We start from the raw sequence: 16,788 nt of genomic DNA on the forward strand, positions 1-16,788 counted from the left end.
GGCCGCGCTGGAAGTGCTCAGCTCCCCGGCCTGGGACCGGCACGTCCGGTCCCTCGGCACGGCGCTCCGGGAGCGGTGCGCGGTGCTGGCCGCCGCGGTCACCCAGGAGATCCCCGGCGCGACCCTGACCGGGCCACCCGCGGGCGGACTGCACCTGTGGCTTCGCCTGCCGCCCGGTGTGGACGACACCGTCCTCACCAGCGCCGCACGGCACACCTGCGCATCGGATTCGCCGCCACCACCGACCACGCCGAACTGACCGAGGGCGCACGCCGGCTGGGCGCCGCGCTCACGGACCTCGGCCCGCGGCAGGGGTGAAGCGCGAGACACCGTCGAGGGGGAGGGGGAGGGGCGAGTGGCGTACGAAAGCGAGTGGCGTACGGAAGGGCGTGTTGGCGCCAAACGCGCGCGTGCGCCGTTGACGCGCCCCGGTGCCCCGGGCGTGCAATGGAGGGTCAGGCAGTACGTCTTCGCAGTACGCCTTCGAGGAGGAGACCATGGCCGAGTCCCCCAAGCCCGACATCTGTGCCGGCGACTGTCAGTGCGGTCCTGGCTGCAGCTGTGGCTGCCAGTCCGGCGGCCCGTGCCAGTGCGGCGGCGGTTGCGGCTGACGCTCGGCGGAGCGTCGGTCAAGCAGAGTACGAAGGGGTGGGCGCGCACACTGCGGCGCCCACCCCGCGCACGTCGACGCGCCCCCGCCGCCAGGCGGTTACGTGCCCCCCCGCCAGCAGGCGTTACGCGCCCTCGACCGGCGCCGCCCCCGGCTGGATCTCGTCCGCGTGCTCGCCCGTCACCAGGTACACGACGCGCTTGGCCACGGACACCGCGTGGTCCGCGAAGCGCTCGTAGTAGCGGCCGAGGAGCGTCACGTCGACGGCCGTCTCGATGCCGTGCTTCCAGCGGTCGTCCATCAGGTGCTGGAACAGCGTGCGGTGCAGCAGGTCCATCTCGTCGTCGTCCTGCTCGAGCTGGAGCGCCAGGTCCACGTCCTTGGTGATGATGACCTCCGCCGCCTTCGCCATCAGGCGCTGCGCGAGCTGCCCCATCTCCAGGATCGTCGCGTGCAGATCGCGCGGCACCGCCGAGTCCGGGAAGCGCAGCCGGGCCAGCTTGGCCACGTGCTGGGCCAGGTCGCCGGAGCGCTCCAGGTCGGCGCTCATCCGCAGCGAGGTGACGACGATCCGCAGATCCGTCGCGACCGGCTGCTGCCGCGCCAGCAGGGCTATCGCTCGCGCCTCCAGCTCGTGCTGGAGGTCGTCGACCTTCTGGTCGGCGGCGATCACGCTCTCGGCCAGCTTGAGGTCGGCGTCGAGCATGGCCGTGGTGGCGCGCCCGATCGCCGACCCGACAAGGCGGGCCATCTCGACCAGTCCCTCGCCGATCGAGTCAAGTTCCTCGTGGTACGCGTCACGCATGTGGCTGTCCCTCTCTCGTACGTCACAGGGGGTCACCCCTACGCTCCCACGGTGTGGGGCCGACGCGTCCGTTTAAGTCATCTCAAATGAATCGCCCCTGTCGTCAAGGTGAACTATGGGCGACAGGGCACCTCCCCGCGCCGGATGCGCCACACTGCACGAGGGGTCCCACGAGGTGACCCGCGACCCGCACCCGGAAGGCGTGCCCGGCACCGGAATATCCGGGTCCACCGGGCCCTCCCGCCGAAATGAACCACTGCCGTCCCCACAGTGAACTCTGGGCGACGAGTGTTCGAGTGGCCACCCGGATGGCTGTGGCCGGTGCTCCGACCGCGCATAACCTGGAGGCATGGACGTGAACGCGGCGGTCGCCGCAGCGGCAGCGATCGCCGGGGTGTGCACCGGCGTGATCGCCATGCTGGCGTTTCGCTGGAGCGAGCGCGACCAGAAGAGGCCCACGAGGACATCCCTGCACACGGACCCGGTCCTGCCCCCCGGCGTCGACACGGTGCTCTCCGTGCTGCGCTCCTCCGCCGTCGTCCTGGACGAGGCGGACAGCGTGGTCAAGGCGAGCTCCGCGGCGTACGCCCTCGGACTGGTGCGCGGCGGCAAGCTCGCCGTCGAGCCGATGCTGCAGATGGCCAGGGACACCCGGCGCGACGGCGAGATACGCCAGGTCGAGCTGGACCTGCCGCGCCGGGGCACCGGCCGCGGCGACGCGCTCGCGGTCTCCGCGCGGGTGGCGCCGCTCGGCTCCCGGCTCGTCCTGCTGCTCGTCGAGGACCTCACGGAGGCCCGCCGCATCGAGGCCGTGCGCCGCGACTTCGTGGCGAATGTCAGCCACGAGCTCAAGACGCCGGTCGGGGCGCTCTCCCTACTCTCCGAAGCCGTCATGGACGCCGCCGACGACCCCGAGGCCGTCGAGCGCTTCGCGGGCCGGATGCAGAACGAGGCGACCCGCCTGACCAACCTCGTGCAGGAGCTGATCGACCTCTCCCGGGTGCAGAACGACGACCCGCTGGAGGACGCCGAGCCCGTCCGCGTCGACGAGCTGGTGGGCGAGGCCATCGACCGCTGCCGTCACCAGGCGGGCACCAAGCAGATCACCATGGCCACGAATATGGCAGCGCCCGAAGGGCTCGATCAGGGTGGTGGTGGGCGACGGGAGGGAACGGCCGACCTGCGGGTCTGGGGCAACCGGGGCCAGCTCGCCGCGGCCCTCGGCAATCTCGTCGAGAACGCCGTCAACTACTCACCGGCCCGCACCCGGGTCGGAATAGCCGCCCGCCGGGTCAACGCACCGGGCGGGGACCTCATCGAGGTCGCGGTCACCGACCAGGGCATCGGCATCTCCGACAAGGACAAGGAGCGCATCTTCGAGCGCTTCTACCGCGTCGACCCGGCCCGCTCCCGGGCCACCGGCGGCACCGGCCTCGGCCTCGCCATCGTCAAGCACGTGGCCGCCTCGCACGGCGGGGAGGTCACCGTGTGGAGCTCGGAGGGACAGGGCTCCACCTTCACGCTGCGGCTGCCCGAGGCGGCCGCGGCCCGCGACCGCGGCGCCGGGACCGGCCCGGCCGCGAACGACGCGCACCAGGGCGCAAGGCCCGACGACACAACCGCATACGAACCCATCCCTGCCGCCCCGGAGGTCCTTCCGTGACCCGAGTGCTCGTCGTCGAGGACGAGGAATCCTTCAGCGACGCCCTGTCGTACATGCTCCGCAAGGAGGGCTTCGAAGTCGCCATCGCGGCCACCGGCCCGGACGGTCTCGACGAATTCGAGCGCAATGGCGCCGACCTCGTCCTGCTCGACCTGATGCTGCCGGGCCTGCCCGGCACGGAGGTCTGCCGCCAGCTCCGCAGCCGCTCGAACGTGCCGGTGATCATGGTCACCGCCAAGGACAGCGAGATCGACAAGGTCGTCGGCCTGGAAATAGGAGCCGACGACTATGTGACCAAGCCCTTCTCGTCCCGCGAGCTCGTCGCCCGCATCCGCGCGGTGCTGCGTCGCCGGGGCGAGCCGGAGGAGGTCGCCCCGCAGGCCCTGGAGGCGGGCCCGGTCCGAATGGACGTCGACCGCCACGTGGTCACCGTCTCCGGCTCCAAGGTCGACCTGCCCCTGAAGGAGTTCGACCTCCTGGAGATGCTGCTGCGCAACGCGGGCCGCGTACTCACCCGCATGCAGCTCATCGACCGCGTCTGGGGCGCCGACTACGTGGGCGACACCAAGACCCTGGACGTCCACGTCAAGCGCCTCCGCGCCAAGATCGAGCCGGACCCGGGGGCCCCGCGCTACCTGGTCACCGTCCGCGGCCTGGGCTACAAGTTCGAGCCGTAGCCGGGCCACGCGCGCGTGCGCGTCGCGAGGCAGGCAACGCAAAGGTTGCGAAGTAAGCAACGCAAAGGGCGGGAACCTCAAGAGGTTCCCGCCCTTTCGCGCTCGGCTGCGTACTCGGTACGAGGCGTCAGCCCCGGCACGCGGCGTCAGCCCGTACGAAGCGTCAGTGCGCGGCGCCGCCGTGCGAGGCGGCCTCGCCGCCCTCGGCCGCGGACCCGCCGGCAGGCGGCGTGGCGCCCGCGCCCTGAGCGCCCTCGGCGCCTTCCGCACCCTCGGCGCCCTCGGCCCCTTCCGCACCCCCGGCGGGCGTGCCCGACGGGTTGCCGGACGGCGTGCCCGAAGGCGAGCCGGACGGCTTGCCCGAGGCGCCCTGCGACGGCTTGCCCGACGGCTTGGCGTCCGGGGCCTTCGGGAGCTCGCTCGGGCCCCACTTCTCGAAGTAGCTCTCGGCCGGCACGACGAAGGTCTTCAGCTTCACGTCGCCGGTCTTGCTGAACGCGAACGTGACCGGCTGCGCGTTGCCGTCCTGCACGGACTCGCGGCTGCTCGGCAGCACCGCCGAGGCGTTGTCCTTGCCGCCGATGGTGACGGAGCCGCCGGCCGGGATCGTCAGACCGCCGCCCTTGCCCTTCTTCTCGCCCTTGGCGGGGCTCAGTTCGGCCTTCTTGCCGGTGCCGTCGACCTTGATCGAGTCGAGGGTCTGGGCACTGTCGCCGTTGTTGAAGAGCGTCGCGGCGATCACGGCCGGGCCGGTCGACTCCCGGTCGGGCTGCGTGATGATCATGGCGTTCTGGATCTTGATGTCGCCGACGGCGGTCGCCGCGTTGTCCGGCTTGATCTCGATCGTCTGGGCGTTGTTTCCGGCACCGCAGGCGGTGAGCGTGGCGAGCGAGAACGCGAGGGCGGTGGCGGCGATGGCGCCGCGTCGAAGGCTGCGGCTCACGGCGGCGGCAACTCCTAGAACGTGGGCGGTAACGGATGGGCGGGCGGCCGTTTGACCGCCCTAAGGGTGTGTCAGCGCGCTTAGGTTACCGAGCCGTTCCCGCGCCACCGCACCCGACCCGCCCCTGAGGACACCCGACCCGCCCCGGTGGCCCGCGCGCCTCCACCGCCTCGCGCGCCCCGGCCGCCCCATTGGCTTGATGTGGGTCGCACGTTGGCCTGATGTCGGCCGCGCGTTCCTCATTCCCATAACCGCCGCCGATGGTTCCCGGGTGATTTTCCGCGGGGAATGCGGGGCGGCGCCGGAAATTGATCAGGGCAACGCTTCTGGCGTGATCAGGGCAACGCTTCCGGCGGGCTTCCGATGGGCTCGGCCTCCGCGCTTCTTGATCAATTCCGGATTCGCCGAGTCGTCCCGTACGCGGCGTCGTACGCGGCGCCAGTCGCCGAACGGAGTAGCGGAAGTTCACCTACGGGAACCCGGCAAACCGGGACGTTCGTCCCCTTGGGGCGCCCTCGCGGGGTGCGTAACGTGGGTGTTTCTCCCCCGCCGGACAGCGGCTCCCACCTGCGAATACCCCCTTCCGGGACCCTCTCGAAGCACGTTCCTGTTGCTGTTGTCAAGCCCCGAGATATGCCCTGACCTGCGAAAACGCCATTCAGAAGACGCCGTATCCGTGTTACCCTGGATAGCCACGGAAGGGGTACCTGTCACATGACGTTCAAGGTTGGCGACACCGTGGTCTATCCCCATCACGGGGCCGCGCTGATCGAGGCCATCGAAACTCGCCAGATCAAAGGCGTGGACAAGACCTACTTGGTGCTGAAGGTCGCCCAGGGCGACTTGACGGTGCGTGTGCCAGCGGACAATGCGGAGTTCGTCGGTGTGCGTGATGTGGTCGGTCAGGACGGCCTTGACCGGGTCTTCGAAGTACTGCGCGCGCCGTATGCCGAAGAGCCCACGAACTGGTCGCGTCGTTACAAGGCAAATCTCGAGAAGCTCGCCTCCGGCGATGTCATCAAGGTCGCGGAAGTAGTCCGTGACCTGTGGCGTCGGGAGCGCGAGCGCGGACTGTCCGCCGGTGAGAAGCGCATGCTCGCCAAGGCCCGCCAGATCCTGGTGAGCGAGCTGGCCCTCGCGGAGAACACGAACGAGGACAAGGCCGAGGCCCTGCTTGACGAGGTCCTCGCGTCCTGACCCACGCAGCGCAGCGCCACTTGTGGCGTGCGTCCCGGGACAATGAATACTGCCGCGGTGCCCGCCGACTCCTGAATGGTGTTGCCGGGCACTGCGGCATGTCCGTACCCGGAACTGCCGTCACTCCGGGCGTGGCCGTACCCCGGTCTTCATCGCCGGTTCGCGTGTACGGAAAGATCCCCCCGGTACGTTGGCGTGCCGGGCTCGGGCAGCAGGCTCGACCGGATGTCACGGAAGGGTTCCGGTCAAGGCGTCGCGCCCGGCACGCTGTGGCCATACCCATGTCGGCCGAGCACACAAACCTGAACGGAACCGATGTCTGACGCATCTTCTGCGGCGGGCGGGCCCCCGGCCCCGCGCCCCCGCACGGCAGCCGTGATTCCCGCCGCGGGACGTGGCGTACGGCTCGGCCCGGGCGCCCCCAAGGCGCTGCGCGCGCTGAACGGCACGCCGATGCTGATCCACGCCGTGCGCGCCATGGCCGCCTCCCGCGCCGTCTCGCTCGTCGTCGTCGTGGCACCGGCGGACGGCGCCGCCGAGGTCAAGACCCTGCTCGACGACCACGCCCTGCCCGAGCGCACCGACTTCCTCGTCGTGCCCGGCGGCGCGACCCGCCAGGAATCCGTGAAGCTCGGCCTGGACGCGCTGCCGCCCGGCGTCGACATCGTGCTCGTGCACGACGCGGCCCGCCCTCTGGTCCCCGTCGACACCGTCGACGGCGTCATCGAGGCCGTCCGCGACGGGGCGCCCGCCGTGGTCCCCGCGCTGCCGGTCGCCGACACCGTCAAGGAAGTCGAGCCGGCGGCGCCCGGCGAGCCCGAGCCCGTCGTCGCCACGCCCGAGCGCGCCCGGCTGCGCGCCGTACAGACCCCGCAGGGCTTCGACCGCGCGACGCTGCTGCGTGCGCACGAGGCCGTCGTCGTCGGCGAGGGCGCCACGGACTGCGCGGGGCTCGTGGAGCGGCTCGGCGAGCCGGTCGTGCTCGTGCCCGGCCACGAGGAGGCGTTCAAGGTGACCCGCCCGCTCGACCTCGTCCTGGCCGAGGCCGTGCTCGCGCGCAGGAGGGCCACCGATGGCTTCTGAGCCGCAGTCGGCCCCGCAGCCGCAGCCGCACCCGCAGTCGGCCCCGCACCCGCACCCGCAGCCGTCCCCGCCCCCGGGGCCGGGAGCGCCCGCCTTCCCGTATCCGCTGCCGCAGGTCGGCATCGGCACCGACATCCACGCCTTCGAAGAGGGCCGGGAGCTGTGGTGCGCCGGACTGAAGTGGGAAGGGGAGGGCCCCGGACTCGCCGGGCACTCGGACGCGGACGTCGTCGCGCACGCGGCGTGCAACGCGCTCTTCTCCGCCGCGGGACTCGGCGACCTCGGCGCCCACTTCGGCACCGGGCGGCCCGAGTGGGCCGGCGCCTCCGGGCTCGCGCTGCTCACCGAGGCCGCGCGGATCGTGCGGGACGCGGGCTTCGTCATCGGCAATGTGGCCGTGCAGGTCGTCGGCCCCAGGCCCAAGATCGGCAAGCGGCGCGAGGAGGCCCAGAAGGTGCTCTCCGAAGCGGCGGGCGCGCCGGTCACCGTGTCCGGGGCGACCACCGACGGGCTCGGCTTCCCCGGCCGGGGCGACGGGCTCGCGGCCGTGGCCACGGCGCTGGTGGTGCGCGCCCCCTAGAGCGCCACCTGGCTCCCCCTAGCTCCACCCGGCTCCACTGCCTCCGCGCGGGCGCGTGGAGATCCCCAGGGGTTCACGTGTGGTGAAGGAGGATCGGGTTACGCGTTCATAAAACGCGCAATCCCGGCACCCCTCCGAAGGAGACACCGTGACCGCAGCACTCTCCGAGAAGCTCAAGGCACTCCTGGACTCCCCGGTCTTCGTCATCGTCGCCACCATCCAGCCCGACGGCAGCCCCCAGCTGTCACCGGTCTGGGTGAAGCGCGACGGCGACGACGTCATCTTCTCCACCACGCTGGGGCGGCGGAAGGAGCAGAACCTGCGCCGCGACCCACGCGTGACGGTGCTCCTCCAGCCCTTCGACGCCCCCTACACGTACGCGGAGATCCGCGGCACCGTCACCATGTCCAGCGACGGCGGCCAGGAGCTCATCGACGAACTGGCGCTGAAGTACACCGGCCAGAAATACGCGGAGTTCAACCCGAAGGCCGCCGAGGACAACCCGCGCGTCGTCGTCCGCGTGACGCCCCGCAAGGTCGTCGGCAGGCTCTGAGCGGCCCGCGCGGGACACCCGTTCATCACAGTTGTGTGCCCTGTCGCCCCTAGGGGCGCGGGGCACTGTCCCAGGGCCACTACCCTGGAGTGGTGACGATTCGCCTGTACGACACCAGCGCCCGGCAGATCCGAGAATTCAGCCCCCTCGTCGAAGGCTGTGTCTCGATCTACCTGTGTGGTGCCACGGTGCAGGCCGCCCCGCACATCGGACACATCCGCTCGGGCCTCAACTTCGACATCATGCGCCGGTGGTTCGCCCACCGCGGCTATGACGTGACGTTCATCCGCAATGTCACGGACATCGACGACAAGATCATCAAGAAGTCGGCGGAGCAGGGCCGCCCCTGGTGGTCCATCGGGTACGAGAACGAGCGCGCCTTCAACACCGGTTACGACGTCCTCGGCTGCCTGCCGCCCACCTACGAGCCGCGCGCCACCGGCCACATCACCGAGATGATCGAGATGATGCGCGGCCTCATCGAGCGCGGCCACGCCTACGAGGCGGACGGCAACGTCTACTTCGACGTGCGGTCGTACGACGGCTATCTGCAGCTGTCCAACCAGGACCTCGACGAGCTGCGCCAGCCCTCCGGCGAGGGCGAGACCGGCAAGCGCGACCAGCGTGACTTCGCCATGTGGAAGGCCGCCAAGCCGGGCGAGCCCAGCTGGGAGACGCCCTGGGGCCGGGGCCGCCCCGGCTGGCACCTGGAGTGCTCGGCCATGGCCCACAAGTACCTGGGCGCAGAGTTCGACATCCACGGCGGCGGCATCGACCTGATCTTCCCGCACCACGAGAACGAGATCGCCCAGGCCAAGGCCTTCGGCGACGCCTTCGCGCGGTACTGGGTGCACAACGGCTGGGTCACCATGAGCGGCGAGAAGATGTCGAAGTCGCTCGGCAATTCGGTGCTGGTCTCCGAGATGGTCAAGAACTGGCGCCCCATCGTCCTGCGCTACTACCTGGGCACCCCGCACTACCGCTCGATGATCGAGTACAGCGAGGAGGCCCTGCGCGAGGCCGAGTCCGCGTTCGCGCGGATCGAGGGCTTCGTGCAGCGCGTGGTGGAGAAGGCCGGGGGCGTGGTCGAGCCCGCCGCCGAGGTGCCGCCCGCGTTCGCCGAGGCGATGGACGACGACCTGGGCGTCCCGCAGGCGCTCGCGATCGTGCACACCACGGTCCGGCAGGGCAACTCCGCGCTCGCCGCCGACGACAAGGAAGCCGCGGTCGCCCGCCTCGCCGAGGTGCGGGCCATGCTCGGCGTCCTCGGCCTCGACCCGCTCGACGCGCACTGGGCGGGCGGCGACGGCGACGCGGGCGACGACCTGCACGGCGTGGTCGACACCCTCGTACGCCTCGTGCTGGATCAGCGCGAGGCCGCCCGCGGCCGCAAGGACTGGGCCACCGCCGACGCCATCCGCGACCAGCTCGGCCAGTCGGGCCTCGTCATCGAGGACAGCCCGGCAGGACCCCGCTGGACGCTCGGTCCGCGCTAGCGCGGACCGCATGCTGATGTGCCGCCCGCGGACTCGGGCGGCACACTGCATATACGACGACTTCAGATGCGTACGCGCGCGGAACAGCGCGGGTGCGCAACCACGCATCACAGAGACAGGTAGGTCATGGCCGCTAACAACCGCCGCATGTCGGGCAAGAAGGGCGCGCAGGTCGGCAGCGGCGGAAAGCGACGCCGGGCCCTCGAGGGCAAGGGGCCCACGCCGCCCGCCGAGATGCGCAAGGGGCACGTCAAGCAGCGCGTAGCCCAGGCCAAGTCGCGCCGCGCCGCCGGAGGACGGCAGGCCCCGCGCGGCCGGGGCGGCAAGTCGGCGTCCGAGATGGTCGTCGGCCGCAACCCCGTCTACGAGGCGCTGCGCGGTGGCGTGCCCGCCACGACGCTCTACGTCCAGCAGTTCATCGACAACGACGAGCGCGTCCGCGAGGCCCTCCAGCTCGCCGCCGAGCGCGGCGACATCCACCTGATGGAGGCCCCGCGCGCCGAGCTGGACCGCATGACCAACGGCCTCAACCACCAGGGCCTCGTGCTCCAGGTCCCGCCGTACGAGTACGCGCACCCCGAGGACCTGGCCGCGGCCGCCTACGACCAGGGCGAGGACCCGCTCATCGTCGCCCTGGACGGCGTGACCGACCCGCGCAACCTCGGCGCCGTCGTCCGCTCCGTCTCCGCCTTCGCCGGGCACGGCGTCCTGGTGCCCGAGCGCCGGGCCGCCGGGATGACGGCCAGCGCCTGGAAGACGTCGGCGGGCACCGCCGCGCGCACGCCGGTCGCGCGGGCCACCAACCTCACGCGCGCCCTGGAGGCGTACAAGAAGGCGGGCATCGCCGTCGTCGGCCTCGCCGCCGACGGCGACCACGAGATCGGCGACCTGGCGGCCCTGGACGGCCCGGTCGTCATCGTCGTGGGCAGCGAGGGCAAGGGCCTGTCCCGGCTCGTCGGCGAGACCTGCGACTACCGGGTGCGCATTCCGATGCCCGGCGGCGCGGAGTCGCTGAACGCCGGTGTCGCGGCGGGCATCGTGCTGTACGAGGCGGCGCGGCGCCGGAAGTGACGGTGCGGCCGGGCCCGCGGTTGACCGGGCCGGGCCCCACCCGGTAACGGATGCTTGACGGGGTCCGGACATTTGGCGTGGGTCAAGGCAGTGTCCAAACCACACATCACTCGGTTAGATGAGTGTGGACACCAGAACACCCCGCACACCCACGGGGGGACGCTCGTCAGGGTTCGACGACACTCCCGCGCTGAGCATGGTGAAGGTGCCCTGCGACCCGGCGCAGGTCATCGTCAATCACGCGAGCTTCCGCGTGCAGCTCCCCATCGCCGGGCGGACCCAATCGCCGCGCATCGCCCACCACTTGAGCTCCGCGGACGACACCGTGCGCATCCCCGCCGTCGGCGCCGCCCCGGCGCGCAGGCGCGCGCCTGTCGTGTGGAGCGGCAAGTCCGCGCCGGGGGACGTCGACGCGAGCGGGCTGCTGCAGGCCGCGCGTGCCAGCGTGCGCCGTTCGGCCGAGGGGGCGGGCCGGGACGGCGACGCGCACGCCGTGCTCGGCGGCCGCGACCCCTTCGACGACGGCGGTGCCACCCAGGTCATCCCGCGCGTCGACCTCGACGACCCGTACGCCGACCCCGCCGAGACCGCCGCGTTCGCCCCGCCCCTCGACCCCGCCGAGACCGCGGCCTTCACCCCGCCCCGCGACCCCGGCGACGGCACCCGGCTGCTCCCGCAGATGCGCCTGCCCGGCAGCGCCGACGACGAGCACCACGCGGCCGCCACCGCATCGGCGGCGTACGACGACGACGGCGACGGCGACGACGACCCGGACGAGTACGACGACGACCGCGACGAGGCCACCGGCCGCCGCGGCGCCGGGCACCGGCACGCCTACTTCCCCGGCCGCCGCATGAACCTCGGCGTCGTGCTGCTCCCGCTGCGCGTCTTCCTCGGCTTCATCTCCATCTACGCCGGCATGGGCAAGCTCTGCGACCCCGTCTACTTCGACGGCGGCGAGCGCGGCTCCATGGTCAAGTGGCTGAACTCGCTGCACCCGTGGGCGCTCGCCGAGCCGCTGCGCGACTGGGCGCTCCAGCACCCCGTGGGCGCCGGCCTGGTCATCGCCTTCCTCCAGGTCATCGTCGGCGTGCTGACCGTGCTCGGCCTCTGGCAGCGCCTCGCCGCGTCCGTCGGCGTGCTGCTCTCGGCGGCGCTCCTGGTGACCGTGAGCTGGAAGACCGTCCCGGCCTACGACGCGCCGGACATCATCTATCTGGCCGCCTGGTCCCCGCTGATCATCGCGGGCGCGCCGGTCTACTCCGTCGACGGCCGGCTCGCGGGCGAGGCCTGGCGCACGCTCGGGCCGCGTGCCGAACTGTGGGAGCTGCGGCGCCGGGTGCTGCGCCGCGGCGCGCTCATCGGCACCCTCGTCGTCGGCCTCACGCTGCTCGTCGGCTCGGTGCTCGGCGGTGCCGTGCGGGACGCGGACCGCGTCACCGTGCCCGGCCCCGGCGAGGCACCGCGCAACAACCTGCCCGGCTCGCCGCTGCCGGAGAACTCCGACGGCGAGCGCGAGCTGCGCCGCGACCGGCAGAGCCCGTCGGCGTCCACCAACGGCGCGCCCACGCAGGGGAGTTCGGCCAGCCCCACGCGGGGCGGCGAGGGCACCCCGGGCGCGGCCCGCGAGACGGGCGGCGGCGCGAGCGAGGGCGGCCGGCCGAGCGCCACCACCCAGGGCACCGGCGGCCAGGCGCCCTCCTCGCAGCAGCAGCAGGCGCCCCCTCAGCAGCAGCCGCCCGCGGCCTCCAGCGGCCCGGCCGCGAGCACCGGCGGCAGCACCGGTGGCGGGAGCACCACCGGCGGCGGCACCACGGGCGGCAGCACCGGCGGCGGCAGCACCGGCGGTGGCGGCACCACCGGCGGCGGCGGCGACCGGCCGGGCGGCCTGCTCGGAGGTGTCCTCGGCTGAGGAGGCGTCGCCGGTACGCGTCTCCGGCACGCCTCTCCCGTACGTTTCATCCGTACGCCGACGGGGCCCCGCACACAGCACGTGTGCGGGGCCCCGTCGGCGTACCGGAGAGCTGTTGCCGAGGTGAGTCCGTCAACGGCTCTGGGCCGCGAGTTCCTTGGCCGCCTCCGTGAGGTCCTTGGCGGTGTCGATGGCGCGCCAGTACGCGCCCTGCGGCAGCGGGAAACCGGCCAGGCGCTTCGCGCGGGCCAGGCGCGGGAACGTGGTGCGCTCGTGGTCGCCGCGGTCGGGCAGCAGCGCGGTGAAGGCCGCCGAGAAGACGTACACGCCCGCGTTGATGAGGTACGGCGACGGCGGCGCCTCGATGAAGTCCGTGATGTGGCCGAAGGCGTCCGTCTCCACGGCGCCCCAGGGGATCCGGGGGCGGGCGAGGGCCAGCGTGGCGGTGGCGTCGCGCTCGGCGTGGAAGGCGGCCATGTCGCGCAGCGAGAAGCGGGTCCAGATGTCGCCGTTGGTCGCGTACCAGGGCTGGTCGGCGTGCGGCAGATGCGCGGCGGCGTACTTGAGGCCGCCGCCGCGGCCGAGCGGCTCCTTCTCCACGACGGTGGTGACCTTCAGCGGCAGCTCCGTGGACTCCAGCCACTCCTGGAGCACCTCGGCGAGATGGCCGCAGGAGACGACCGCGTCCGTGACGCCCTCGGCGGCGAGCCAGGCGAGCTGGTGGCCGATGATCGGGGTCCCCGTGCCGGGGATCTCGACCATCGGCTTGGGCCGGTCGTCGGTGTACGGGCGGAGGCGTGAGCCCTGGCCGCCGGCCAGGACGACGGCCTGCGTGGGCCGTACGGAATGGTGGGCACCGGAGGTCATGACGGCACCTTACGCGGCGGACCGGGCGGGTTTCCGCGCCGCCCCGGCCCCTGCCGGGCCCCTACCGGCCCCTGTGGCCGCGCCCGGCTCAGCCGTCCTGGTGGGCGGCCACGCCCGAGGCGAAGGACGTGTCGCACACCGGGCGGGCGTAGGACTGGGCGCGGGTGGGGCCGTAGGCGCGGACGGCGGCGCGGCCGAGGGCGCGGGCGATGGACACGCAGTGCTTGGCGAGCGAGGGGTGCCGGTCGACCTCCTGCTGCAGGTGTGTGAGGGCGACGCCCGGGTTCTCCTCCTGGAGCTCGAGGAGCAGCCGGTCGCGCAGGACGTCCTGCGGGGCGCGGGACTTGGCCGGTGCGGACAGGTCTCCCGCGGAGGCGGTGAGGACCGAATCCGAGGGGTTTCCGGACCAGTTGACCCGGGTGACCGCGAGCGTGCCGGACAGCACCAGGACGACGGGCAGGACGAGGGCGAGCGTGCGCCCGATGCGGCGGCCGGGGCCGCGGTGGCCCCGGCGCGACTTCTGGGTGTGGTTGGCGGAGTGCGTCACGCGAGTGAGAGTAGCGCCAGGTGATGATTTGGCGACATTTAGTCACCCGGTCGAGTGACCAGGAAAGATGTCTGCCTGCTCGCGCGTTGACGTACACGGATCGAAATGGCCGATGTGCCGGGGTATTTGTCGACACAATCTCGGGCGGAGCGGGCCGGGCCTCCCTTATGCCCAGGGGCGCCCCGCACCATGCCCAAGGGCCCCGCACCGGAGTGCGGGGCCCTTGGGTGGACGTAAGCCGGCCGGTGTCCGGCGGTCAGTCGCTGAGGCGCTCGCCCGTCGACGTCGAGAAGACGTGGGTCTCGCCCGGGCGCGGCACGACGTGGAGCTGGGCGCCCTTCTCCGGGACCTGGCGGCCGTTCACGCGGACCACGAGGTCCTTCGCCTCGCCGCCGACCTCGGCGGTGCCGTAGACGTAGCCGTCGGCGCCGAGCTCCTCGACGACGTTCACGGACACGGCGAGGCCCGCCGGGGCGTCCTCGGTCTCCTTCGACAGGGTCTTCGCGGCGCCGCCGTTGGTCTCGACGATGTCGAAGTGCTCGGGGCGGACGCCGACCGTGACGGTGCGGTCGCCCCTGTCGGCCGCGGCGGACAGCGCCTCGCGGTTCACCGGCACCACCGAGTTGCCGAACTTCACGCCGCCGTCGGTGATCGGGACCTCGACCAGGTTCATGGCGGGGGAGCCGATGAACCCGGCGACGAAGAGGTTGTTCGGCCGGTCGTACATGTTGCGCGGCGAGTCGACCTGCTGGAGCAGGCCGTCCTTCAGTACGGCGACGCGGTCGCCCATCGTCATGGCCTCGACCTGGTCGTGGGTGACGTACACCGTGGTGATGCCGAGGCGGCGCTGGAGCGAGGCGATCTGCGTACGCGTGGAGACGCGGAGCTTGGCGTCGAGGTTGGACAGCGGCTCGTCCATGAGGAAGACCTGCGGCTCACGGACGATCGCGCGGCCCATCGCCACGCGCTGGCGCTGACCGCCGGAGAGCGCCTTGGGCTTGCGGTCCAGGTACTCCGTGAGGTCGAGGATCTTCGCGGCCTCCTCGACCTTCTGCCGGATGACGTCCTTGCTGACGCCCGCGATCTTGAGCGCGAAGCCCATGTTCGCGGCGACCGACATGTGCGGGTAGAGCGCGTAGTTCTGGAACACCATGGCGATGTCCCGGTCCTTGGGCGGCAGGTGCGTGACGTCGCGCTCACCGATGCGGATGGCGCCGGCGTTCACGTCCTCCAGGCCCGCGAGCATGCGCAGGGACGTGGACTTGCCGCAGCCGGACGGGCCGACCAGGACGAGGAATTCGCCGTCCTCGATCTCGATCTCGAGAGAGTCGACGGCGGGCTTGTCGGAACCCGGGTAGATCCGGGTCGCCTTGTCGAACGAAACAGTGGCCATGGTGAATGGGCCCCCTTCACCGGCAGGAACGTGCCGGACGATCCGAGTAAAGGATGGGTCTAGTCCACGTGGATGAACTGCCCGTGACCGTACCCCGCAGGTCGTTGGTCTGTCAGTAGCCGCGGCGTCATCACCTTCGAGACCTTCGAGGAAATTTTCGACAGGGGGACCGGTCGTGTTGGTTACACTTCACGGGCACGCCCGCAGCGGGGCCCGTGCGCGCCTCCTTAGCTCAGCTGGTCAGAGCGCCGCTCTTGTAAAGCGAAGGTCGTCGGTTCGAATCCGACAGGGGGCTCGGAGAAGTGGCAGGCCGAAGGCCCCGTCGTCCGGGTGGACGGCGGGGCCTTCGGCGTTGTGCTGCCTGGGTCAGGCTGTCGTCCACGGGCGGAGCTTCTCCGGGTTCCGTACCGCCCAGAGGCGCGTGATGCGGTCGCCCGCGAAGTCGAACGCGAGGACCGACACGGTGACGCCGTCCTCCTGGAGCACCAGGCCGGGCTGGCCGTTGACCGTCCGCTCCAGGAGCGTCTGGCCGGCGATCCTGTCGGTGAGGGCGACCATGTAGTGCGCGATCTGCTCGCCACCGCCGATGGGATGGGGCGCGGCGTTGGCCAGGCCGCCGCCGTCGGCGAGTGCCGTGGCGTCGGGGTCGAGGAGGCCGATGAGGGCGCCGATGTCCTGGGCCTCCCAGGCCCGCTTGAAGTCCCGGACGAGGCCGGCGCGCCGGGCCGCCGGGGTCGGGGGAGCCGCGGGTGCGGGCGACGCGCGCATGCGGCGGCGGGCCGAGGAGGCGAGCTGACGGCACGCCGCCGGGGTCCGGCCGACGATCTCGGCCACTTCGGCGAAGGAGTAGCGGAAGACGTCGTGCAGGATGAACGCGACGCGCTCGGCCGGGGTCATCGCGTCGAGCACGACGAGGAAGGCCATGTTCACCGACTCGTCGAGGGTGACGCGGTCGGCCGGGTCCGCCGGGTCGGCCGTCCTGCCGCCGGGCCCGCCGACGATCCACTCCGTGCGGTCGGGCAGCGGCTCCGGGATCCACTCGCCCACGTAGCTCTCGCGCCGGGCCCGCGCCGAGCGGAGCTGGTCGAGGCAGATGCGGCCCGCGACCCTCGTCAGCCAGGCGCCGGGGGACTCGATGGCCCGCTGCTGTTGCGGGGTCATGGCGTACCAGCGCACGTACGCCTCTTGTACGACGTCCTCGGCGTCGGCCAGGGAGCCGAGGAGCCGGTACGCGAGGTTGATCAGGTGGCGGCGCTCGCTCCGGACGGCGCTCAGGCCCGGATCGTCGGGTCGGTCGTCCGCCGGGTCGGAAGGGCCCGCCGGGTCGGACGGGTTCGGCTTGCTCATGGTGTCGCTGCTCCCTTGGCCGCTCGCCGCGTCTGCCGTCATCA

Annotated in this window: 16 protein-coding genes and 1 tRNA gene; 11 read left to right on the forward strand and 6 right to left on the reverse strand. The window is 72.0% G+C overall.

Translation table 11 applies throughout. The annotated features are described in order from the left end of the window. Positions 1 to 13 precede the first annotated feature (13 nt). Positions 14 to 259, forward strand: a complete 246-nt coding sequence (locus tag AC0KTA_RS20320) for a hypothetical protein (RefSeq protein WP_481049636.1) — start codon at positions 14 to 16, stop codon at positions 257 to 259. A gap of 475 nt (positions 260 to 734) precedes the next feature. On the opposite strand, the gene phoU is transcribed toward AC0KTA_RS20320, so the two are convergent. Further along, a complete protein-coding gene (gene phoU / locus AC0KTA_RS20325) occupies positions 735 to 1,415 on the reverse strand; it encodes a phosphate signaling complex protein PhoU (protein ID WP_058846316.1) in 681 nt (226 codons plus the stop codon). A gap of 349 nt (positions 1,416 to 1,764) precedes the next feature. Here phoU and phoR point away from each other — a divergent pair, with 349 nt between their 5' ends. Continuing rightward, positions 1,765 to 3,078, forward strand: coding sequence for a two-component system sensor histidine kinase PhoR (gene phoR / locus AC0KTA_RS20330; protein WP_481049637.1), 1,314 nt, complete (start codon positions 1,765 to 1,767; stop codon positions 3,076 to 3,078). Then, on the forward strand, positions 3,075 to 3,755 hold the full coding sequence (gene phoP / locus AC0KTA_RS20335) for a two-component system response regulator PhoP (RefSeq protein ID WP_030362171.1): 681 nt from the start codon (positions 3,075 to 3,077) through the stop codon (positions 3,753 to 3,755). Before phoR ends, phoP begins: the two co-directional genes overlap by 4 nt. Positions 3,756 to 3,918: 163 nt before the next feature. Here the strand turns inward: phoP and AC0KTA_RS20340 are convergent, their stop codons facing one another. Then, complete coding sequence (locus tag AC0KTA_RS20340; protein ID WP_481049638.1) at positions 3,919 to 4,698, reverse strand: copper chaperone PCu(A)C domain-containing protein; 780 nt, start codon at positions 4,696 to 4,698, stop codon at positions 3,919 to 3,921. Between the two features lie 714 nt (positions 4,699 to 5,412). Here AC0KTA_RS20340 and AC0KTA_RS20345 point away from each other — a divergent pair. The 7 genes from AC0KTA_RS20345 (at position 5,413) to AC0KTA_RS20375 (ending at position 12,590) form a co-directional block, all read left to right on the forward strand. Then, positions 5,413 to 5,895 carry a CarD family transcriptional regulator gene (locus tag AC0KTA_RS20345; RefSeq protein WP_003953493.1) on the forward strand — a complete coding sequence of 161 codons (483 nt, stop codon included), beginning with the start codon at positions 5,413 to 5,415 and terminating at the stop codon, positions 5,893 to 5,895. 315 nt (positions 5,896 to 6,210) lie between these two features. Then, a complete protein-coding gene (ispD, locus tag AC0KTA_RS20350) occupies positions 6,211 to 6,978 on the forward strand; it encodes a 2-C-methyl-D-erythritol 4-phosphate cytidylyltransferase (protein WP_481049639.1) in 768 nt (255 codons plus the stop codon). Then, positions 6,968 to 7,558, forward strand: coding sequence for a 2-C-methyl-D-erythritol 2,4-cyclodiphosphate synthase (gene ispF, locus AC0KTA_RS20355; RefSeq protein WP_481049640.1), 591 nt, complete (start codon positions 6,968 to 6,970; stop codon positions 7,556 to 7,558). Before ispD ends, ispF begins: the two co-directional genes overlap by 11 nt. A gap of 148 nt (positions 7,559 to 7,706) precedes the next feature. Further along, positions 7,707 to 8,111, forward strand: coding sequence for a PPOX class F420-dependent oxidoreductase (locus tag AC0KTA_RS20360; RefSeq protein ID WP_481049641.1), 405 nt, complete (start codon positions 7,707 to 7,709; stop codon positions 8,109 to 8,111). 92 nt (positions 8,112 to 8,203) lie between these two features. Beyond that, positions 8,204 to 9,607, forward strand: coding sequence for a cysteine--tRNA ligase (gene cysS, locus AC0KTA_RS20365; protein ID WP_481049642.1), 1,404 nt, complete (start codon positions 8,204 to 8,206; stop codon positions 9,605 to 9,607). A gap of 126 nt (positions 9,608 to 9,733) precedes the next feature. Further along, positions 9,734 to 10,678, forward strand: coding sequence for a 23S rRNA (guanosine(2251)-2'-O)-methyltransferase RlmB (gene rlmB / locus AC0KTA_RS20370; RefSeq protein WP_481049643.1), 945 nt, complete (start codon positions 9,734 to 9,736; stop codon positions 10,676 to 10,678). A gap of 124 nt (positions 10,679 to 10,802) precedes the next feature. Then, positions 10,803 to 12,590 (forward strand): DoxX family membrane protein, encoded by a 1,788-nt coding sequence (locus AC0KTA_RS20375; RefSeq protein WP_481056496.1) that lies wholly within the window; start codon positions 10,803 to 10,805, stop codon positions 12,588 to 12,590. 132 nt (positions 12,591 to 12,722) lie between these two features. Here the strand turns inward: AC0KTA_RS20375 and AC0KTA_RS20380 are convergent, their stop codons facing one another. The 3 genes from AC0KTA_RS20380 to AC0KTA_RS20390 form a co-directional block, all read right to left on the reverse strand. Further along, complete coding sequence (locus tag AC0KTA_RS20380; RefSeq protein ID WP_481049644.1) at positions 12,723 to 13,457, reverse strand: nucleotidyltransferase family protein; 735 nt, start codon at positions 13,455 to 13,457, stop codon at positions 12,723 to 12,725. Between the two features lie 88 nt (positions 13,458 to 13,545). Continuing rightward, on the reverse strand, positions 13,546 to 14,004 hold the full coding sequence (locus tag AC0KTA_RS20385; protein WP_481049645.1) for a hypothetical protein: 459 nt from the start codon (positions 14,002 to 14,004) through the stop codon (positions 13,546 to 13,548). 256 nt (positions 14,005 to 14,260) lie between these two features. Beyond that, a complete protein-coding gene (locus AC0KTA_RS20390) occupies positions 14,261 to 15,397 on the reverse strand; it encodes an ABC transporter ATP-binding protein (protein WP_481049646.1) in 1,137 nt (378 codons plus the stop codon). Positions 15,398 to 15,618: 221 nt separating this feature from the next. On the opposite strand from AC0KTA_RS20390, the gene AC0KTA_RS20395 reads away from it, so the two are divergent. Then, positions 15,619 to 15,692, forward strand: a tRNA-Thr gene (locus tag AC0KTA_RS20395). A 71-nt stretch (positions 15,693 to 15,763) separates the two neighbouring features. Here AC0KTA_RS20395 and sigJ read toward each other — a convergent pair. Beyond that, positions 15,764 to 16,744 (reverse strand): RNA polymerase sigma factor SigJ, encoded by a 981-nt coding sequence (gene sigJ, locus AC0KTA_RS20400; protein ID WP_481049647.1) that lies wholly within the window; start codon positions 16,742 to 16,744, stop codon positions 15,764 to 15,766. Positions 16,745 to 16,788 lie beyond the last annotated feature (44 nt).

This window comes from Streptomyces sp. Y309 (assembly GCF_056712025.1).